Origin of the sequence: Undibacterium sp. 5I1, from assembly GCF_034314085.1 — a bacterium.
In the GTDB taxonomy this organism is placed as follows: Bacteria; Pseudomonadota; Gammaproteobacteria; order Burkholderiales; family Burkholderiaceae_D; genus Undibacterium.
In genome coordinates, this window is record NZ_JAVIWI010000001.1 from 3,772,303 (window position 1) to 3,793,860 (window position 21,558).

Genomic DNA, 21,558 nt, shown 5'->3' on the forward strand with positions numbered 1-21,558 from the left:
CGACAAGGACTCGCCGACCAGCCTGAAACTCTCAAATCCGGATACTTTTTTTCTAAAACTAATTCTTTTAAAATCGATTGGCTTGCTTAAATTCCGTCGCACGTCGGCGCGACATTTCTATTTTTTGACCACTCTTTAACAATAGTTCTAATCCACCGGATGCAGTTGATGACATCTGTTTTACAAACTGTAAATTAACGATATGCTGTCTGCTGCTTCTGATAAAAATCGATGAATCCAGTTTTTGTTCAAGCTGGTTTAGTGACTTTAAAAATAGAGGCCGTTGGTCTTCAAAATATACACGTGTGTAATTACCTTCAGACTCAAACAAAGCGATATCTGCAATCGCGACAAACCAGCAGCGTTCGCCATCTTTGATAAATAATTTCTGTTCTTGTCTCGCGGTATTTTGACTCCTTTGCACATCGACGATGAGATCTTTTTTGGAGTGTACTCTTAGTAATGCCTGCGCCAACCGGTTTGCTTCTATCGGCTTTAATAAATAATCCAGCGCATTGACCTCAAACGCTCGCATGGCATAAGTATCGTAGGCGGTAGTAAAGATAATTTGAGGTATATGATCCAAGTTGCTCAAAAGGTCAAAGCCGGTTCCGCCTGGCATCTGTATATCCAGAAAAACTAGCTCTGGTTTTTCGACTTCTATCAGTTGTTGTGCCTCTATGATATTGGCGGCTTCACCGATGATACGAATATGAGGATGTGCGATCAATAGACGGCGTAATTCTGATCTGGCCAGTCTCTCATCGTCAACAATCACGGCGTTCATGCAGTGGCCTTCAATAGTTGATAGGGCAAGATCAGAGTCGCATGTACCCAATTTTCGGGTGTAACGGAGTCATTTGTGATTTGTCCGGTATGCTCAGTGAGGGCGATACTGGCGGCATCACCAAAAATTAATGTTAACCGTTGCTCTGTGTTTTTCAAGCCGAGTTGTGTTGATTTTCCGGGCGACATCAACTTGCCCTGATTGGCAACGACAATGCATATGCTGTCGCTTTTTATTGAGGTTATGCGCTGCACGGTCAGATGTATCTGGCATGGCTGGATGCTAGGCTCTACCCCATATTTGATCGCGTTCTCTATCAGAGTTTGTAATAACATTGCAGGCACAGCGCAGTCATCTACACCTGTTTGAATTTCTTCTGTAAATAATAAGCGTTCCTCAAAGCGAATTTTTTCTATCGCCAGATAAATGCGCACCGCCTCTAACTCTTGCACCAAACGCACCGTGTCTTGCTGACCCGCCCGTAAGCTATAACGCATCATGCCAGCTAATTTATCAACCATACTCGCAGCGGCAATCTGGTCTTCAAAAATTAAACCGCGCAGACTATTTAAACTATTAAAGAAGAAATGCGGATTGATTTGTGCCTGCAGTGCGCGCAATTCCGCATCTTTGACATTGACTTCGAGTTGTAGTTTTTCCAATTCAAAACGACGGGCGCGTCTGCCCGAATGTACCGCAACATAAATTGTGGTCCAGATTAAAAATACCGTCATCCAGACTGGCAAGTAATTGAGAGCGCTGCTCCAGCTGCCGCTGAACAATGAGGGACGCAATACAAAGAAAGCGGCAACAATCAATGATGTTTGTACCAGACCTAGCAAAGCAATACCTACAGTCAATCGAAATAAAGGTATTTTGCTATTCTGACCGATACCGACTTTATGATGTAAGTAAAGACGCCATAAATGAGAGAGTAGTATCCCGATGACTGAACTCCAGCCCCAGATCAGCGTAAATACAGTGAGGTCTTTTACCTCACTTTGCCGTGAGAAATTCCAGTTCACCAAAAATAGCAAACTCCAGCCGCTGATCTGACATAGCCAATAGCCATAAGCGCGCTTACCAGAATGAGGAATGCCGGGGTCAGACTCCGGCATGAGGATCGATTTGTTCTTCACTTCAAAAAGCTATCCATGCGATCGAACATCCATTGCGGGTCATCAAACATAATGAAATGGCGGGCATTATCGGCCAGTTCAATTTTTGCCTGAGATAATTGTGCATACTGCGATTTAAACGTGTTTTCAATTGCAGAACGCGGCGCATAAGCGCGATACGCAATCCAGGTGCCAAGTACCAGCGTCGGTGCTTTTATTTTGCTGATATCTTGCCGCATATCTTGCGACATCATTTCGTACATGGCATTAGCAACAGCTGTCTGGTCGGATTTTTCGCTCCAGCTGATGACTCGCTCCACGTCCGCTGGTTTACTCACCATACTGACCGCAGCTTGCCGCCGCATTGCAGCCCGGCTAGCATCGTCACTGTGCAGCATACTATTGCGCATATTACTGGCCATTTCTTCTAACTGTGGTGCAGTGACGCTTGGCATTTGTGTGGCGCCGAGTGCTGGCAGAGCGTCCACAATCACGACCTTGCCAACCGCAGCCGGATAATCACTAGCTAATTTTAAGGCTAAAAATCCCCCCAAACTATGTCCCACAATCACTGGCTGCTGTAACTTATTAGTGATGATGTAATTAGCGAGCTGCTCTTCGGCTTGTTTGATCAATGGACCATCGGTTGCTGGTGCGCCGGCAAAGCCTGACAGTGTCAGCACGATACAACGATATTGGCTAGAGTAATGCGCGACCGTATCGTCCCAAACTGCACCTGGCGATGCCAGCCCGGGAATCAAAATCATTGGTTTGCCCTCACCAGTAATATTAACTTGAAACGCGGATTTACTTGCTTGCTCCGTACTTGTTTTGCTATCTGCCTGATCGGCATATACCGGACTGATAGCGAACGTACTCGTGCATAAACTGATGAGCGCGACACCAGCGAGTCTAGCTTTAAGACTGGCTATAATTTTTGCCTTCGGTGACGTGTTTTGTGTTGTAGCAGTTACTGTTGCAGATGATGTCAAAGTGGTTTTCATGATTTATTTCCTCCAGTGAAATCATCCTAATTTGATCGCTGCACCTACTCCAGCGATTTGGGATGAGTGGTCAGCTTTGAGGATGAATGGTGCGCTTTGTTAGCAAACTCAGCCAACGGTCGCTGCCATCAACATCGCTGATGACGCTGGCGAAATCGGTGACGGTACGGGCGGCTCGTTCTAGCAATTGGATATCAGCTTCGTGCTGACGGGCGACGTGAGGATCTTCTAAAAATAAAATACGCCGGATTTGTTTATCTAAAACCAGTTCGGCGATTTGTGCATCACCACCCAATGGGCCGGATAAAAAAGGTTTGACCCAATTTTCACCGGCTTCTTTGCCTTTGATTTTTTGCGCTAATTGATTCAGTAAGCCGCCTGTAGTACCGGTGGCATAACGATAGCTAAACTGGTCTAACAGGGCGAAGTGTTTTTCGGCCAAAGTCAGCATACGATTTTTCATCGCGTCATGGGCGATCAAAGCGATCCCTTCGCCGTCAAACTTAAAACTGGCATTAAGCGAGGTATCAATCGGCTTACCTGTAGCACAGGCTTCTAACTCCAGCCATTCTCTGGCGGCGGCCAGGGTCGCTAAAAAAGGTTTGCCGTGGATGACGCATTGACGTTTTAGCGCTAATGCTTCTGGAAAAATAGAGGATGGATCGACTGGATCAATCAGATAAATGACAGCGTCCACCGTACGTGCCGGATCACGATCAACCACGCGCGATACCAGCTTCATCAAACCGCCTTCACGTCCGTAGGGAAAGCGTTCGTATTGTGGGCAAGAGTCAATCAGACCATGCGTCAGGATGGCATCCAAGGTGCGGCCAACGACAATCATTTCTGGCTGGAGTTGGTGTAGCGCGGACCGTGCGCCACGCAATAATTGCACCAAAGCGGAATCAGTGGCGTCTTGATGGCTGCGGTTGGCGATCAAGCCGATACGCATGGGTTTTGCAGAAGTGTTCAGGGTGTTGAATGTACTAAATGTACTCATGAAGTAGTCCGGAAAATACGTTTAATCTGGATGAAGAACTAGCGTGATTTAAATATACTCCCCATTATTTATTACGAAATATCCGTATTGTCCAGTAATCTTCTGGACGATTAAAAAATACATACCAGGAGTATATTTTAGTTCGTTTTTAAAATGACGCTGTGATCGACGGCAAAACCATAGACAAAACCGATCGCCTAAAAGCGGAATTACTTTTTAGTTTTACTTTTCTTTAGCGTGATGAAAATGATCCTGCCAAGACAATAGCTGTTCAGCTGGCATAGGCTTGGCGAAGAAATATCCTTGCACCTGATCGCAGCCCAGCGCCTCTAGTTCAGCCAGCGTTTCTGGTGTCTCTACTCCCTCAGCAACGACGGGCAGACCAAAGTTATGCGCTAGGTCAATGATGCTTTGTACGATCTGTTTGTCTTGTATGGAATTGCTCATACCATGCACAAACATGCGATCAATTTTTAACTCATCAATGGGAAAGCGGCGCAAATACGCGAGCGAAGAATAGCCAGTGCCAAAGTCATCTATCGACAAATGGAAGCCGAGTTTTTTCAGCTCAAACAGCAAGTCGGTGCTGTGTTCAATATCATGAATAAATGCGCTCTCGGTAATCTCTAAACCAATCGCAGAGGCAGGCACATCCCAGACACTTAATACGCGCTGCAAAATTTGTGGCAACTGCTCCAGCTCAAGCAGACGTGTGGATAAATTCACCCAAATTAAAATCTCATGGCCGGCGGCTTTCCAATTACAGTACTCACGCATGACCGTATTTAATACCTGCAAGGTCAGTGCTTCTATCATGCCGTTGCGCTCTGCCGCATCAATCAAAATATTAGTGGGAACACTACGGGGATGATCGTAAGGCCAACGCACTAAAGCCTCGATAGACACCATGCGGCGAGTGACTAAATCGACCTTAGGCTGGTACACCACCATCAAGCTGTTAGCGTTCAACACTTCGCCTAGTATTTTGGGCAAGTCGGCAGCGATGACATCATTGTTATCTTCCGTCGCCGCCATCAAAAATTTGAGATTGGCCGCGTGCGCATGTTTTTGCGTGGTATCTGCGATACGCAATAAGGCTAGTGCAGAATGTGTGTGCATGGGCGCGCAGGCAATGCCGATGCTGGGCATTAAAAATATGGTGTGCTCATTGACTCGCAACGGCGTGCTGAGTTCACTTAATAAGCGATGTACCGCGAGGATTGCGAGCGCTTCGGAAGAAAGTTGCGGCAGAATAAACCAGCACTCGTTTTCGTTCACAAAAACGAATTTATCCTTGCTACGCAGGACAGGATGTACTCTGGCAAAAAATTGTCGTTTGACCTCATCTGCGTATTCGTTAAGTAGCAAAGCGGCAATGCGTTCTGACCGTTGTAACGACATGACTAATACCGCAACCGAGGAGCTTTCATCAACTAGAGCAATTTCTCTTTGCAATTCTGAGAAAAATTCAGCGACTGAAGCTAACTCTGGTGAGGACTGGGACAAAGCTGGTAGTGACATGAATATGCTCTAAAAGTTGGCTACAGGCCTAAGTATCAAGTAAGGATATTATCTGACTCACGCAAAATCGTTGCGGCTGCGTTGTAGCTCCTGGCTGTACTAAAGTCGCTACGCTATGTCTGCATAATTTTGCGTAATTTCAATTATAAAAATCTTTGCAAGCCAAGCCATACGCACCATCTGGCAGACCGCGTAAGATTTTCATTTTCTCGTTTTCATCTTGGCTCTCTTGTCTCATCAGGTCGAGCAAGTTTGGCTTTGCCAATAAATTTTTATCCGCCGCTGTCAGTAGCAACACTTTTGGTTCTAGCCTGCGGATTTTATTATGCTCTAACACAATCCCGACCTCACCGGACGACAGTTCTATCATGCTGCCCACGGGGAAAATCCCAACAGCTTGCACAAACTCCTCTACCAAGGGAGCATGTAATTGTTCTCCGGCTTGCTTGAATAATTCTTTCATTGCATCGAAAGCAGAGCGGGTAATGTCATACGGACGTGCTGACGTCATCGCTGCAAAACTGTCGGCAATTGCTGCCATCCTCCCAAAAATACTGATTCCACTACCAGATAAACCATAGGGATAACCGCTGCCATCCAGACGTTCATGATGTTCGCTAATACCTAGCATGACGTTGGCGATTAGTGGTTCTTTACTTTCCAGGATATCAATACTGGCGGCGACGTGGGTGCGCATTAATGTATTTTCGTCGTCAGATAATTTGTCTGGTTTTTTTAGTAAATCCTCAGGCAGTTCTAGCTTACCTACATCAAGTAATAAGCCGATCAAACCCAGTTCGGTTAACTGCTGGCGAGAAAATCCCAAATGACGACCCAGCGTCATCATATAAATTGCAACTTTTAAACTGTGGGTATAAGCGCTGGTGTTTTTTTCATACATGCGCACCAGCCACATTAATGCGGAGGGATTCGCAATGACGCTTTCGCTTAATAACTGTACGGTTGGCTGGATTTCTTCTAAGGCGATACTGCGGTCATTTTGAATATCGGAGGAAAGCTTTTTTAAGATATCGTCTGCTTGTTTCATACCACTGCGGGCGTAGCGTAATTCTTCTTGAATAGGGATTTCGTCGCTATATACAACCAGCGGTATAGAGCTAGGTAAATAGTCGCGTTTCCGCTGGCGCGCGGATAACTTACGAAAATTCTTGCCGCGCTTATACGTCTTGTTTTGCGATCGTTGCAAGCGCCAATTTTGCCAGCGTTCTACCCAGCTTAACCGGGCAAACATGACATCGCGTGGATATAAATCAGTAATCAATTGGGTAAATTGAAAGGTCGAACTTGGGGTCAGTTTGCTGGTGCGCTCAGCTCGATCAATGCTGGCATTTTTGCTACCTGTTTTTTGTGAGTTATTTCGCTCTTTTGAGGCATAACGTAAATAATAAGGTTTAGGTTGCTTACCGCTACCAGTGCTCTTTTTATTTCTAATGCTGGGTGATTTATCGGGACGTTTGAACAGGCTATCAAGCCATTCCCAAAAGAACACAAACATACTGTCTGTTTGTGCTTTCTCAATAGGCGTACCGGATGCAACAGTGGTTTTACTCAATTGACTTATGATCGTTTTGTTGCTGGCGATTAATTTAGGCGGCTCTGGTTGATTTGCCAATTCATGCACACTATCCCAAGGTAGATGCAATAAAGACGATGGCGCACTGCGACTAGGATCAATTACGACCTCGCGCACTAGTGACTGCATAGTAGTCAGATCTAGCGATTCTGTCAGTAAAAACCCTTGCAACATAAAAGGTGAATTTACCCAAGGCCGGTCAAGCTCAGAGATAAACATACCTAAGCGTAGATCGTCAATATTGACTCGCAGTGACTGGCTTAATTTTTGTTGTAAGGTCACAAAACCGTATTGAGTTAGTTAAATTAAGTAGGATTCAATGAAGCCCATCAGCAAGGTGAACTTATTTTTGTCCATCATAGCGGGACTTAGTTAAAAAAACTACCGTTGCAAGGTGTAAATAAAAATCCCACAACAAAGTGGGATGTTATTCACAAAAAAAACCTGTTTTAGCCTAAAAAGAGACGCTTTATCTATTTATAAATCACTCAGCCTAAGTCGATGTCAATAATCACATCAGTCCCAGCGCGGTTAATAACTACTCATCCATCGCAGGCAATATCTGCACCTGCAAGGCGCTGACTTCTACTTTTGTATGATAAATCTTATGGGTCGCTTTGATAAAGTCACTATCTTTCGCTTCAAAAATATTCGGTACATACGTCTGCGGATTACGATCTACAAACGGAAACCAGCTTGACTGCACTTGCACCATGATGCGATGACCACGCTGGAAAGTATGTAGCACATCATTAATACCAAATTTTACTTTAGTGACCTCATTTGGCACAAACGGCTTGGGACTGGAAAAACTATCTCGGAAACGCGCCCGGAATGGTTCGCCCCGCACCAGAGTTTGTTGCCCGCCACGATTGATATCGCCTTCTGTTGTCGGCATCTCGGCGGGATTGACATCAATCAGCTTGACCACAAAATCAGCATCGGTACCGGTGGTACTGACAAACAAATCTGCCGTCAATGGTCCGGCAATCGTGACATCACGTTCCAGCACATCAGTCTGATACGTCACCACGTCTGGGCGACGGGAGGCAAAACGCTGATCCGCCGCCACATATTGATTGCTCCAATTAGTAGAAATCTCAGTGGTGTAAGGCACTGGTTTGGCGGGATCACTGACGTACTCATCAAACTTGGTGTTAGTGCTGGTGCTGGCGTTTGAAGTTGATGTAGAGCTAGAAGCAGACATCGCCTCGTCAGCAGGTGCTTTAAAACTAAGCTTGCCGTTGGCTTGGAAATACAGCGATTTGCTCTCAGTATTCTTAGGTGGCCATGCGTCAAAGCTGCGCCAGCGGTTGGCACCGGTTTCAAACATCCATGCTTCGGACAAATTAGGCTTGTCGCCACCCTTTAAATGGTATTTAAAAAACGCAAATTCAACGGGCTGATAACTCAGCGCGGTCTTAAAACCAAAGTTAGCGTCACCTATTTTATCGCCATCACCGCGGGTCCAGCCGCCATGTGTCCATGGACCGATCACGATGCTATTACTGATGCCGGGATTTTGCTTTTCGATAGCTTTATAGGTTTGCAAAGGACCATATAAATCCTCGGTGTCATACCAGCCACCGACCGTCAGTACCGCAGCTTTAATATTTTTTAAATGCGGTAACAAATTACGGCTTTGCCAGTAGGCGTCGTAATTAGGATGTTGAATAATCTCATTCCAATACGGGATTTCATTTTTAAAATATTTAGGATTAGCGTTGGACAACGCACCTAAGTCGATAAAAAACTGGTAGCCGTCTGGCGTGCCATAAGAGAATGGTCTGGACTTATTCAGATCGGTCGGCACAGGGCGTGGTTTGCCAAAACCACTAAAAAATCCAAATGCCATCTGTAAGTTGAAAGCGCCATTACGATGCATATCATCGCCACGAAACCAGTCTGCAATCGGTGCTTGCGGTGATACTGCTTTTAAGGCCGGGTGCGAATCAATCGCGCCTGCCGAGGTATAAAAACCCGGGTAAGAAATACCCCATTGACCGACCTTGCCATTGTTGTTGGGGATGTGTTTGATCAGCCAGTCAATGCTGTCATACGTGTCGGTACTCTCATCAAAATCGGTCTTGGTCTTATTCTCTATTTGTGGCCGCATATTGACATAGTCACCTTCTGACATCGTGCTGCCACGCACGTCCTGGAACACAAAAATAAAACCTTCTTTTTCATATTCTGCTGTGGAGCCCAGGGCTTTTTTATAATTCTCACTGCCATATGGCGCAACTGAATACGGCGTACGTTGCATCAACATGGGATAGCGCTTGCTGCTGGCATCGTTGGGAATATATACCGCAGTAAACAAGTGTTTGCCGTCACGCATAGGGATGCGATATTCAAATTTGCTGTAGTTTTTCCGGATGTAATCGCTACGCTGCTTTAGCTGTTCTGCTTTGGTCTGCTCGGCCTTATTGTCAGCTCTGTTATCGGCGTCACCAGGCGCTTGTTCGTTTGTATTTGATGCGTAACTACTGAGGTTGGCGGTAGTTGCATAGCTGCTGATATGCGCAGTGCCGATAGTCACAACAGCGCCTATCACAGCGCGCCTCATCAAAAGCGATACCAATGGTAATTTGCTCATAGTCTTTTCTTTATTGTGGGTTTTGAGAACAGTTTAGGCAGGCTGAATGGACAAGCTGAACAACTACAAGTTCCCATGTGCCAAAACCGTTACAGCATCGTGTTGTTGAATAGTGCGGAATCAAAATCGGGATGTGCGGCTGCTACAATTTGTCAGGATCAAAGTCCGGCAATCCTGGCTCGATCTGACTCAAACTATCCACCCCTTTTGCCTGTGCTAACACCAAGGCCTGACGTGCCCGTTCTAACATTACTTCGGCGCTGTCGCCTTGTGCATTGGTCGTAAGCCCTGTGCAAAACGTGATGTTGAGATCAGGCGCAATGCTGTTCCAGTCAACCGCAGCATAGGTTTTTTTTAGGCGGGTAATCGCTTTAACGCTTTGGTCTATCCAGGTGGTTGGCATGACGATCGCAAATTCATCTGCATTGGTGCGACCGAAAGAATCCAGCGTACGCAATAGTAATTGCGCCTCATCGGTTAATTTTCGCAATACCTGGACGGCGACACTACGACCTTGTTTGTCCATGATTGCTTGAAAATTATCCAGCTTGATTAGCGCCACCGTAAAAGTGTGGCCGGTACGATGCGATCTCGCCAGCTCGTCATTTAACCGGTCAACCAGGGCTGAGCGTTTTAAGGCCCCCGTCAACGGGTCGTGCCGGGTCATGCGCTCCAGATGCGACAAAACGGTTTCCAGCACGGGCAAAACATCTTCTGTTTCGGCACCGGTTTTCAGGCTGTGGATCGCCTGGGACAATTTAAGTTGGGCATTGCGGTCGTTGGGGTTGTCAATAGCCATTGGCATTCCTGATCTTTACATCTAATTTGGTTTGATGATGTATTTGATTACATGAGTCAGACGATAATAGCCTTACTTTACCATTTTGATATTTTCTGTCAGTAATTTTCTATGTCTGCTTTGCCTCTTTTTAATTTTCCGGCCTCGCCCTGTCAGCGACTGGAAAGCCGCTTCTTCGCCGATCTGGAGGTGTGGATAAAGCGCGATGATTTGCTACATCAGCAAGTCTCAGGCAATAAATTCCGTAAATTGAAGTATCCGCTACAAGCTTTAGCGGGGCGTTCGCCTTGCCTGGTAACGATGGGTGGCCCTTGGTCAAACCATCTGCATGCGACTGCCCACGCCGCTGCGTTGTTGGGCTGGCGTACGATTGGTTTAGTCCGTGGCGCCCCAGAAGTGCAGTCGGCAACGCTGGATGATTGTCGCCAACTGGGTATGCACATCGTCTGCGTGACGAGAGAGGAATATCGCCAGTTGCGCCAGCCAGACGATCGCTGGCGTCAGCATGTGCCAGCGCCATGTTTTGCTGGGGCAGATTATGTCTGGCTGCCAGAAGGCGGCAGTAGCGCGGCAGCTTTGCATGGCGTAGCAGAACTGGTGGACGAGGCCATTGACCAGACCAGATTCATCCCAGACAGCATCGTACTCGCCTGCGGTACAGGCGCAACCCTGGCGGGCGTATTGGCAGGGTTGCGCGGACGCAGTCAGGCTGTGGGTATTGCGGTTTTGAAGAGTGCCGACTACCTGCATGCCGATATCTCTCGTCTGCTGCAACAGGCAAGCTATCCGGCCCACGCCAATTACCAATTACTTACCGGTTACCATCAAGGCGGCTACGGCAAAGCACCGCCAGCGCTGCGCCAGTTTTGTAGCGAATTTTCGCAAGAAACTGGCATCGATATTGAACCGGTTTACACCGGAAAAGTATTTTACGCGCTGATGCAAATGGCACAGTCAGGTGAGTGGCGAGGCGGTCGCCGGGTCTTGGTATTGCACACAGGAGGCTTGCAAGGCGCCCGCGGTTTTGCGTAAGTCCTGCAAGTTGTATTTTTATATACTAGATAGGTGTATGAGTTAAAAACCGCCTATTGTCCAATATTTACTTGGACAACTAAAAATACTCCCCTAATTTTTACATTATTAGCTTTATAAAATGAATAAAATTCTGATCCTCGGCTATGTCTGGCCGGAACCTCGCTCCTCTGCTGCCGGTAGCCGGATGATGGAGTTGATTACGCTGTTTCGCGCCCAGAATTGGGAGGTGTTATTTGCCTCTGCTGCCGCTTTATCCGAGCACCGTGCTGATTTGGCGGCGTTGGGCGTGGCGGAAAAAAGTATCGCGCTCAACTGCGCTACTTTTGATAGCTTTATCGCTGCTTATCAGCCGGATATGGTGTTGTTTGACCGGTTTTTTACGGAAGAACAGTTCGGCTGGCGAGTGGAGGCGATGTGCCCCGATGCTCTGCGCGTATTGGACACGACCGATCTGCATAGTCTACGGGATGCCCGGCATCAGTTGTTAAAAGCGACCCAGCATCATTGCCGCAATGAGGCCGAGCGTTACCAGGCTGGTCCTGTATTAGCCTCGCCGGAGGCATTGCGTGAAGAAATGGGCGGAACGCATGGACATCAAGGAGTCGCCCAGCGCGAAATTGCCGCGATTTATCGCTGCGATCTGACCTTGATGATCTCCGATGCGGAGGTCAATTTGCTGCAACAGCAGTTTGGCGTTCCCGCCATGTTATTGCATCACTGCGCCTTGATGCTGATGCCCTCATCTGCAGCGCATCAGGCACGGCCAACATTTGAACAGCGCGCACATTTTTTCAGTATCGGTAATTTTCGCCATGCGCCCAACTGGGATGCAGTGTTATGGCTAAAACATGCTTTGTGGCCAAAAATCCGTGCGCAATTACCCGATGCACAATTGCATGTAGCTGGCTCGTACCCGCCACCTAAAGCCACAGCCTTGCATCATCCTAAGCAAGGTTTTCATGTGGTGGGCTGGGTGGCGGACGCACATCAGGCCATGTTGCAGGCGCGTGTCTGCCTGGCGCCTTTGCGGTTTGGTGCGGGGATCAAAGGCAAACTGGCAGATGCGATGGCATGTGGCACGCCAAACGTGACGACCGCGATTGGGTGCGAAGGTATGCAGGGTGATTTGCCTTGGGGCGGCGCACAGGCAGATGATGCAGTCTCGTTTGCTAATGCCGCCGTGGCGCTGTATCGGGATCCAGCCTTATGGCAGCAGGCGCAAGCAAATGGCGACCGGATTTTGCAACTACGTTTTGATCGTGACGTCATCGCAGCAGCTTTGTTAGATCGCTTGCAAGAGGCTTATCAGCAGCGGGCAGCGGGACGGCAGGCCAATTTTGTGGGCAGCATGTTGCGCCATCATCACCATAAAAGTACCCAATACATGTCGCAATGGATTGCTGCAAAAAATCAACTCTCGGCGCTGCAACCGCTTGCGCCTGATCAGACCGATGGTAAAGGGTGATCAGGAATTTTTAGTCGTATGAATGAACGCTGTTAATAACGGTATTCATCCACCAGATGTTTATGAAAACTATATTTAGTCCCACCTTGTAAAACATCAATCAGTTTTTTAGCATTGGCGGCAGAAATAAAAATATCCGCCACGCCATCTTTGACGCGGAATTTAGTCGCCGGACTAAGGATATTGTTGGGCTTGATCGTCAGGTGACGGATGATTTTGGCTTTCTCATTGCAGATCAAAAAATGACATTCTTTTTTGAAATTCGCCAAAGGAATGTTTAACCACCAACCTTCATCGGCGACATAGCGCACCACTTGCGAGAACTGGGTATTGCTGTCATTGAGCAGCTTGACTTGTAGCGAGTCATTGGCGATTTGTATGGCTTCGGATTTGTTCATAATAGCTTGGGCTTAATAGTGTCGTGATTTGCGCAAGGATACACGTTGACTAGCTCAGACTTGGAACAATTATCGGCGGAGCCAGAAATTTTTTAGAAATGAGCGCAAAATAGTTTGCATGCGAAGCTTGGGATTTGCTTTGATTTAGCTCTGATTCGGTTTTGGTTTTGCCTTAATTATTGCAAATGGTCAGTTAGCTGCCGCCAAGCTTTTTCATACCCTTTGTTGTCAAAACATTCAGGAGATTTTTACTATGTCACTATTCAATACATCCTTTTCATTATCCAAACTGACCTCGCTCCCATTATTGCTGGCCGGTTTGTTATCGTTCTCATCCGCCTATGCTGCTGAGCGGACTTTTTTTGAAGCACCATTAGATAACGCCGAAGTTACCTCGCCGTTTAAAGTCAAATTTGGCCTGGAGGGCATGAAAATCGCTCCGTTGGGTGATATGACCGCCAAAACCGGCCATCATCATTTGATCATCGACGGCGGCGCTATCCCTGCCGGTACCTCTGTCCCTATGGACGCGACGCATATCCACTATGGCAAGGGTCAGACCGAAACCGAACTGACTCTGCCTCCAGGCAAACACACCTTGACTCTGCAATTTGGCAACGGTGCACACCAGTCTTATGGACCGGAGATGAGTAAAACCATCACCGTGACCGTATTGCCTGCGGCTAAATAACTGAGTTTTAAGCGAGTGTTTAATTAAGTAATAAGTTGAACACGGCGCCGGGTACTAAATCATAAAATACTATGTATGGAAAATATACTCCTATAGAGTATATTTTAATTTTCCATGTAAAATAAAGAGGAAAAGCATAATTGAATAGATTTAAAGGGGGAGTATATTTATATTTAGATGTAAGCTGAGACTGCGCGTTCGATTTTTTGTTAAAACGGAGGCGCATTTTTTAACATCATCACTCATTCGGTTCAGCGTTTAGTCGCGCACCCGGTTCATCGCTCAGTTCTTCACTATCCGGCTTGAGCAAAACTAGCCAATCGCTGTACTATTAAGTGGTGATGCAGAAAAAGTTTAGTACTCAAATCATTTTGTCCCATATTGTTTATCTCCAATTTCTAGGTTGCTAATTTGTATAGTTATGTCGCCATGGATATGTTTGTTCCCAATGAGGATGTTGCTCATTGGGAGCAGCAGCTCCCACTTCTGTATGGCAGCCAACGCTTGGTCATGTTGGTGGCACTGGCATGGCAATTTCGTCAGCGCGATACTAACTATTCTTTGCAGCTGGCAGATCAGGCCGAGACGCTTACCGCCAGATTTTTAAGGGGTGATATCGATAGCCGTGAATTAGCCAGTTTGCGAGCACGCTTGCTGCTGGTGAGAGCCGAGGCAAAATGGCTGATGGCCAAGTTCACAGAAGCAGAACAACTAGCCGCGGACGCTTTACATGTTTTTTTAGCGATTGATAGCGGCAATGGTAAAAAAGGTTGTTGTGATGCGCATTACCTGCTCGCCGCGATTGCGCTGGCGCGCGGCGACAGAGCCTTATTAGCCTCAGAGCTGGAGTTCGCGACGATTGCCGCGTTAGCTGCAAATGATGCCGAGCGCGAGATTATGGTGCAGTCTTTTCTTGCTAATCAAACTGCTTTAAGCAATTTGACGCTTGCGCAAGAGCGCTGGGGAGAAAGGTTTAGGGCAGATATGCAGAATGCGAGTCCTAATATTGCTGGCTGTATCTATGATTTTTTTAGCATCACTGCGGCTTTATCCAGCGATTTTGGACAAGCGATTACCTACGGTATTCAAGCGTATGAACACGCTTTACAAACAGGCCAAATCCGTCGTGCGGTAATTTTAACGACCAATATCGGCGATGCGTTTAATAGCCTGAATGATCATCAAGCCGCATTACAATGGATGCAAATTGGGCATGATCTTGCAATGCCCACCAACTGGCCGGGCAGCGTTGGTAGTTGCCAAATGCAATTGGCAGAAACCATGCGCCGTCTGGGGCGTTTAGAAGCAGCTAGGGGATTATTGAACGATACCATCACGATTCTGGCGCCAATGTCAGAGTCGCGCGTGTATATGATGGCGCTACGTTACCAGAGTGATTTGTTGCTGGATTTGGGTGATTACCAGCAGGCATTGCAAGGTTTTCGCTTGCTTCAAGAAAAAGCCGATGTCCGTGATCAGTTTGATTTTAGAATCGGTGCACGGCGTGGCCAAGCGCATGCCTTGTCGATGCTGGGTCAGCCTGCCGATGCGTTGGCGATTGCCGAACAGGCGCTCTTGCTAGCGCGACATAGCTAGGACAGTTATCGCCGGATAGACGTCTTGCGGGTGCTGGCGGCGATTCATATGCGGCATCACTTACCGCCACCAGCCGACATGCAAGAGGCTAGCGCAGCGCTATATTATTTAAAACGTGCATTGGATATTGCCAGCAATATCAATGGCTACACTATTTCTGGCGAACTGCTAGAGGAAGTGGCGGATGCCCAGGCAGAAGTTGGTAATTATGAGGATGCGTTTGGACTTGGCAGATTAGCCATCGCTGCACGTGAAAAAATTCATAATCAAGAAGCCACTAACCGTGCGACTGCTATGCAGCTTAGCCATCAGACTGAACGTATGCGAGCCGAAAGCGAGCATCTGCGACAGTTGGCAGACGCAGAAGTAGAACGCGCCAGAGTACTGCAACAATCCAGCGTGATCTTGGAGCGTCTGGGTATGGTCGGTCAGGAAATTACCGGCAGCTTAGATGCTAATGCGGTCTTCCAGGCACTGAACCGTCACGTCCATGGCTTGCTGCATGTCACTGCGTTTGTGATATACATCATGGACGCAGATCAGCAAAGCATGACGTCCGCCTTTGGTGTAGAAAATGGCGAGCCGATCGCGCACGACACGGTGTTGATGTCGAGTGAGATTTCTCATTCCGCTCGCTGCGTCAGAGAACGCAGGGAGATTCTTGTAGAGATTTCGCCGGATGAAGAAAATCCGGGCTTACTCCCCGGCACAGAACCAGTACTGAGTACTCTATTTGCCCCCTTGATGAGTGCTGATAAGGTGCTTGGCGTGATAACCATACAGTCCTCCAGACAATATGCGTACGGCGAAAGAGAGCGCATGATTTTTCGCACACTTTGTTCGTATGGGGCGATTGCGCTTGCCAATGCGGATGCGTACCGACGTCTGACGCAAACGCAAGAGCATTTAGTCGCGCAAGAAAAATTAGCTGCCTTAGGTGCCTTAGTAGCCGGTGTGGCACATGAATTAAATACACCGATTGGTAATTGCCTGCTAGTCGCCAGCACTTTGCAGGACAACACCACGAATCTGCTTAGCAAGCTCCATCAGCAAAATTTGCGCCGATCCGATCTGATTGCGTTTTGTGAAGATGCCAGAACTTCCTCAGAGATTATGATGCGCGGTTTAAGTAGTGCGGCTACTTTGGTCAGCAGCTTTAAACAAGTCGCTGTTGACCGCACCTCAGAGCAACGTCGCCCGTTTGAATTACATCAGGTATTACACGACATTATTTCGACCTTAAATATCCGCATTGGACATGCTGGCCACACTATATTGTCAGATATACCTTTGATGATTCGGATGGATAGTTATCCGGGTTCGCTAGGGCAAGTCATAACTAATTTAATCGAGAATTCTATTTTGCATGGCTTTGATCATGGCAAACCTGGCACCATGCGCTTGAAGGTATCGCAGCCTGATACTCAGCGTGTGATGATTCATTTCTCTGATGATGGTGTCGGCATTGCGGAAGAGAATTTGAAGAGGATTTTTGATCCATTTTTTACGACCAAGCTAGGGCAAGGGGGTAGCGGTTTGGGATTAAATATTTGTTACAACATCGTCACCTCGATTTTGCAAGGGCAACTTAGCGTAAAGAGCAAGCCGGGAGAGGGTTCGACTTTTTCTTTGGATTTACCGCTGGTAGTGTGAGCCATGCTGAACAATACTGAAAATTGATCTCCCTAAAGCGAACTTACTTTAGTCCGGCATCTAATTGCTGAAAATACTTGTCTTCTAATTTTTGTGTATCAATTTTGTCCAGGGCAGCATTGAAGGCTTTTTGAATTGCCAGCCCTCGCTCGTTGCGCTGAAAACAGATGTGCATAGAAAATTTTGCTAACTCATGAGGATAATATTCGATCCGGTTTTTTTCTGCCTGCAAGCTCGGTTCCGACGCCAGCAGCTGATGCAAGACATACTTATCAATCACGATCACATCGACTCTATGCGCTAGCAATTTGCGCAGATTGCTGACATCGGAGGGTGCTGCATCGGTATCCAGCACCCGCTGTTTGACCATGGCATCAAACTCTTCTCCATTAGCGTAATCTTGCACAATACCGATTTTAATACCGCGTAAATCATTGAGCTTAGTCCATTGGAATGGTCGCTCTTTGAGATACGCAAAACCCACCACGCTATGCCCTAACACACCAGAAAAGTAGCAAGTTTTTTCGCGCTCTTTTAAATAAAACGCCGGAAAATAACCCGCGTAATTAGGATCATTTAATCCTGCGTAAACGGTACGACTCCAGGGAGAATAACTAATTTTGGTGTCCATGCCGATTTGACGTGCCGCGACTTTAACAATGCCTGCGGTCAAGCCTTCTTGATGTAAACGTGAGCCTACATACGGCGCCCACTCCAGGCTGGCCAAACGCATCACTGGATTATCCGCGGCAAATAGAGGCGACATCCCAAAGGCATACATCAGGATGGCAGTGACAGGAATACATCTAATCTTCAAGGCAATGACTCGGCAAAAGTGATGATGTAGTTTAGCGTAAGTTGTGTGGGTATTGCGCTAAGCTTATTCCTAAGTGTTGCGCTTTGGCAAAACATATATTTACTCCTGGTTCTATGTCGTCAGAGCAAAAAAGCAAGAGTCTTCAAGGTCCGCCCAAAACTATTTTGACTATTTTAGTAGTACTACGTAGCCTGAGTGAACTCGCTTCAGCAACGCCTTATTCATGTTTAAAAAATCGTGCTGGCAGCGGTAAAAAGCGCTCCGCCAGTTTGTGATAGAGCGGCGTCGGGCAGATGAATTTGGAGATTGCGCTGGCAATCACGGATGCTGACATCAATGGCACTAACATTTGGTGACTATCCGTCATTTCCATCATGATAATGAATGAGGTCACCGGTGCGCGAGTCACACCAGATAAGTAGGCCGCCATCACCAATAATACGATCGCGCCATGGGTTGCCAAATTGGGAAATAGTGTCGCGATGTTATCGCCAATACCCGCACCAACCGCAAGTGAGGGCGCGAAGATGCCACCGCTAATGCCGCAAACGGATGAGAGCAAGGTGGCAATCAATTTTGATATACCAAAATACCAAGGCAATGTACCGCTGTCTTCCAACGTTAAGCGGGTAGATTGGTAGCCTGTGCCAAACACCAAGCCGTTCGTGTAAATACCGATCAGGGCAACGATTAAGCCACAAACAGCGGCAAATAACAGCGCCCGGTTTCTGAGCAGATTCGCCAGTCGTGGCGGCAATCGTGACGATACAGATATCAATAATTGACTGAACAGACCACCAGCGCCACCGCCGATCATTCCGCATACCAAAATCGCCCAAACACCGGAGCGCCAATCAAGTTCAGCTCCGGTAGATCCAAAGTAGGTGTAATTACCCAGCAAAGACAATGAGATCAGGCCGGAGACGATCACGGTAATCAAAGTAGAGCTGTTCGCACTAAACGCATGCCGTTTACTCAATTCTTCAATGGCAAACATAATGCCAGCCAGCGGGGTATTAAACGCTGCCGCAATCCCCGCAGCACCACCCGCTAAAATCAGCGTCCGGCGGGCTTCAGCATTTTGAAAAGGGCCGCGTCCATAAAACATATGCATGATGGAAGCGCCGATTTGTACGGTGGGACCCTCGCGCCCGATAGACGCACCTATCGTCAACCCGCCCAAAGTGAGCAATATTTTTCCGATAGCGATACGCAATGACAGTAGCTTGCTATTTTTAGCGGTATCGAGCGTATTAATAGCGGCAACCGTTTGCGGTATACCGCTCCCCTGCGATCCCGGGAAAAAACGCCTGCTCAGGTATGCCAGCAGCGCAAAACCTAGAGGCATAAAAATTAATGGAGAATAAGGCGCAGCTGTCAGTACCCAATTATTTAACTTACTGGCCTGCTCACCACCAAATGCTAAGCCGACAGCCATCGTCCCTACCAGCAAAGGACCTAAAATCCAGGCGGCACCGCGATGCCAGATATCCACAATTCTAAAAATGAGGCTGGAAGAGAGCACCGGATAGCGCACTCTGAGGCGAGGAAATTGCATAATAGAACCTGTGACGCCTTTGGGTTGGCAGTGAAATATAAGAGCGATATTTTTCTCAAAAATAACAGAATAAGTTTCGTCAAATTATATTTGCACAAATGTAGATATGGTACACTTTAATCGCTGGAGATTTGCAATGACAAAAAAAATTAGACAAAAAAAAGACATCGTGAAAAACACGGCAATAGATATAAAAAAGGTCATGGCGAAAGACAAAGCTAAACATAAACCGGAGGTGGCAGTTAGCGCCAACCTAAGGCTGGAAATTTTAAAAAAGCTTAGAATTGTTATTCGTGCAGCACAGCAGCATTCGCTTTGGATAGAAAAACAATGTGGTGTAAACGGCGCACAGTTATGGATTATTCAAGAGTTACATGAATCGACAGGTCTACGCGTTGGTGAATTGGCGAAAAGATTGGCCATACATCAAACCACTACCAGCAATTTGTTAGATGGATTAGATAAGCGTGGTTATATCGTTAAAACGCGCGATCCAAATGATCAAAGAGCCGTTGTGGTGAATTTGACAGAATCGGGAACTGGCTTGTTAATGGCGGCTCCAAAACCTGCCAGAGGCTTGCTACCCGAAGCGCTCTTGCAGCTAGATGATCCTTGTCTTGATGACTTGAATAATGGTTTGCAGGGTTTGCTGAACAGTATTGATATTCTGGATGAGGGTTTCGAGTTGTTGCCGTTACCATTTACGATGTAAACATTATTTACATGCTTAAAAGTTTTGAACCTTACTTTGTTTTAAGTTCTTCACAGAGCATAATTTTTTAGAAGAAAATTACGATTGAACCATCAATATTTTGATGGTTCAATCGTCGATAGTTCGATAGTGATTAACCAATCGGTCTAGTTCAAGGAGATCCTATGTCATTGCATCATCTGCGCAGCCTCTTGCTAGTGGCTTTGATGGGATTGTGCTTATCGATATTGCTGGCACATGCAGACGACAAGCTTAATCCAGCTCCCGTTATCAATCCGGCTAAACCAACTGTGCCCGTCAGCCTGCCGGTGCATACACAACCTGACTGGTCTGCGCTTTCGCCCAAACAAAAAGAGGCGCTTACACCTTTAGTGAACGAGTGGAAAGGCATTGATGACATCAGAAAGAAAAAATGGGTGGAAATCGCCAATCGGTATGAGGGGATGAAGCCGGAAGAAAAATTTCGCGTTCAAGAACGCATGCGCGCTTGGGTCAAGCTCACACCAGAGCAGCGTACGATCGCACGCGAGAATTACATACGGAGTGTGGCTCTTAAAGCACAGCAAAAGACCGAACAATGGAAGCAGTATCAGCTGTTAAGTGAGGCAGATAAAGAGCGGCTGGCATCAGAAAAACACAAAGCCAGGTTGACCAATCTGCAATCAAGTAGTTTAAAACCACAAAATCCAATATCGCCTTTAAAAGTGGTTTCTGCGCCTGCCAAAACTACGCCGGTCAATCCTCAAGCTCCCAATACTGCTTTAGCCAGTGAGCCTATGCGTCAATAAACTTAGAACTCGCAAATCAGATCTGATAACGCCGATAAATATGTCGGTCGCATGGACTCATCGCCCGCCAGTTCTGGGAAGTGAAAATCTTATTTTGATAACAGAACCAATGCTCCTTCCCGCCTCTAGGTCAACATCGTCGTTGGCCTTTGCCCACTTTCACTGGCGCCACCACTTGTGAAAATGTCTCTATTATCAGCAAATAGGGATTGCCCGCCAAGATGCTTGAGACGGTCGGCATTTGTTGTTCGCTTCTGCTCATCTAGCCACCTGAACGACGCGGTATTTCTGCCAGATTGATCAGCAGACTAAACAATTTTGGTTCCCCGTTCGAGCCAAATTTCCCAATGCATCTGGCCTGGTCAAGGCGAATGGTCAGAGAATTCTGACTGATTCCTTTACTTCTTTCTTTTGATTTACAAG

General features: G+C 47.0%; 19 protein-coding genes. 8 read left to right on the forward strand and 11 right to left on the reverse strand.

The annotated features are described in order from the left end of the window. Positions 1 to 67 precede the first annotated feature (67 nt). From RGU72_RS16515 to RGU72_RS16550, 8 genes are all read right to left on the reverse strand, one after another. Entirely contained in the window at positions 68 to 787 is a 720-nt protein-coding gene (locus RGU72_RS16515) for a LytR/AlgR family response regulator transcription factor (RefSeq protein WP_322120776.1), read from the reverse strand. Next, positions 784 to 1,905 (reverse strand): sensor histidine kinase, encoded by a 1,122-nt coding sequence (locus RGU72_RS16520; protein WP_322120777.1) that lies wholly within the window; start codon positions 1,903 to 1,905, stop codon positions 784 to 786. Before RGU72_RS16520 ends, RGU72_RS16515 begins: the two co-directional genes overlap by 4 nt. 17 nt (positions 1,906 to 1,922) lie before the next feature. Next, entirely contained in the window at positions 1,923 to 2,909 is a 987-nt protein-coding gene (locus RGU72_RS16525; protein WP_322120778.1) for an alpha/beta hydrolase, read from the reverse strand. 70 nt (positions 2,910 to 2,979) lie between these two features. Beyond that, positions 2,980 to 3,909, reverse strand: coding sequence for a methylglyoxal synthase (locus RGU72_RS16530; protein WP_416200133.1), 930 nt, complete (start codon positions 3,907 to 3,909; stop codon positions 2,980 to 2,982). Between the two features lie 222 nt (positions 3,910 to 4,131). After that, positions 4,132 to 5,430, reverse strand: a complete 1,299-nt coding sequence (locus RGU72_RS16535; RefSeq protein ID WP_322120779.1) for a GGDEF domain-containing phosphodiesterase — start codon at positions 5,428 to 5,430, stop codon at positions 4,132 to 4,134. 139 nt (positions 5,431 to 5,569) lie between these two features. After that, on the reverse strand, positions 5,570 to 7,306 hold the full coding sequence (locus tag RGU72_RS16540) for an HD-GYP domain-containing protein (protein ID WP_322120780.1): 1,737 nt from the start codon (positions 7,304 to 7,306) through the stop codon (positions 5,570 to 5,572). Positions 7,307 to 7,562: 256 nt separating this feature from the next. Further along, complete coding sequence (locus RGU72_RS16545; protein ID WP_322120781.1) at positions 7,563 to 9,623, reverse strand: CocE/NonD family hydrolase; 2,061 nt, start codon at positions 9,621 to 9,623, stop codon at positions 7,563 to 7,565. Between the two features lie 142 nt (positions 9,624 to 9,765). Continuing rightward, positions 9,766 to 10,422 carry a GGDEF domain-containing protein gene (locus RGU72_RS16550; protein WP_322120782.1) on the reverse strand — a complete coding sequence of 219 codons (657 nt, stop codon included), beginning with the start codon at positions 10,420 to 10,422 and terminating at the stop codon, positions 9,766 to 9,768. Positions 10,423 to 10,533: 111 nt separating this feature from the next. Between RGU72_RS16550 and RGU72_RS16555 the strand changes: the two genes are divergently transcribed. Both RGU72_RS16555 and RGU72_RS16560 read left to right on the forward strand, forming a co-directional pair. Then, complete coding sequence (locus RGU72_RS16555) at positions 10,534 to 11,454, forward strand: 1-aminocyclopropane-1-carboxylate deaminase/D-cysteine desulfhydrase (RefSeq protein ID WP_322120783.1); 921 nt, start codon at positions 10,534 to 10,536, stop codon at positions 11,452 to 11,454. 121 nt (positions 11,455 to 11,575) lie between these two features. Then, positions 11,576 to 12,922 (forward strand): glycosyltransferase, encoded by a 1,347-nt coding sequence (locus RGU72_RS16560; protein WP_322120784.1) that lies wholly within the window; start codon positions 11,576 to 11,578, stop codon positions 12,920 to 12,922. Positions 12,923 to 12,954: 32 nt separating this feature from the next. On the opposite strand, the gene RGU72_RS16565 is transcribed toward RGU72_RS16560, so the two are convergent. Then, complete coding sequence (locus RGU72_RS16565; protein WP_322120785.1) at positions 12,955 to 13,320, reverse strand: hypothetical protein; 366 nt, start codon at positions 13,318 to 13,320, stop codon at positions 12,955 to 12,957. Between the two features lie 253 nt (positions 13,321 to 13,573). On the opposite strand from RGU72_RS16565, the gene RGU72_RS16570 reads away from it, so the two are divergent. From RGU72_RS16570 to RGU72_RS16580, 4 genes are all read left to right on the forward strand, one after another. Further along, positions 13,574 to 14,011 carry a DUF4399 domain-containing protein gene (locus RGU72_RS16570; protein ID WP_322120786.1) on the forward strand — a complete coding sequence of 146 codons (438 nt, stop codon included), beginning with the start codon at positions 13,574 to 13,576 and terminating at the stop codon, positions 14,009 to 14,011. Positions 14,012 to 14,440: 429 nt separating this feature from the next. Beyond that, positions 14,441 to 15,607 (forward strand): hypothetical protein, encoded by a 1,167-nt coding sequence (locus tag RGU72_RS16575; protein WP_322120787.1) that lies wholly within the window; start codon positions 14,441 to 14,443, stop codon positions 15,605 to 15,607. 115 nt (positions 15,608 to 15,722) lie between these two features. Beyond that, positions 15,723 to 15,779 carry a hypothetical protein gene (locus RGU72_RS21440; protein WP_369124351.1) on the forward strand — a complete coding sequence of 19 codons (57 nt, stop codon included), beginning with the start codon at positions 15,723 to 15,725 and terminating at the stop codon, positions 15,777 to 15,779. Positions 15,780 to 16,027: 248 nt separating this feature from the next. Continuing rightward, a complete protein-coding gene (locus RGU72_RS16580) occupies positions 16,028 to 17,260 on the forward strand; it encodes a sensor histidine kinase (RefSeq protein WP_369124392.1) in 1,233 nt (410 codons plus the stop codon). Positions 17,261 to 17,303: 43 nt separating this feature from the next. Here RGU72_RS16580 and RGU72_RS16585 read toward each other — a convergent pair whose 3' ends face one another. Further along, a complete protein-coding gene (locus RGU72_RS16585; RefSeq protein WP_322120789.1) occupies positions 17,304 to 18,077 on the reverse strand; it encodes a transporter substrate-binding domain-containing protein in 774 nt (257 codons plus the stop codon). A gap of 217 nt (positions 18,078 to 18,294) precedes the next feature. Then, the gene (locus tag RGU72_RS16590) at positions 18,295 to 19,635 is read right to left on the reverse strand and encodes a chloride channel protein (protein WP_322120790.1); all 1,341 of its coding nucleotides are present in this window, start codon (positions 19,633 to 19,635) and stop codon (positions 18,295 to 18,297) included. Positions 19,636 to 19,771: 136 nt separating this feature from the next. Between RGU72_RS16590 and RGU72_RS16595 the strand changes: the two genes are divergently transcribed. Continuing rightward, positions 19,772 to 20,347 (forward strand): MarR family winged helix-turn-helix transcriptional regulator, encoded by a 576-nt coding sequence (locus RGU72_RS16595; protein ID WP_322120791.1) that lies wholly within the window; start codon positions 19,772 to 19,774, stop codon positions 20,345 to 20,347. A gap of 164 nt (positions 20,348 to 20,511) precedes the next feature. Further along, a complete protein-coding gene (locus tag RGU72_RS16600; RefSeq protein ID WP_322120792.1) occupies positions 20,512 to 21,135 on the forward strand; it encodes a DUF3106 domain-containing protein in 624 nt (207 codons plus the stop codon). Positions 21,136 to 21,558 lie beyond the last annotated feature (423 nt).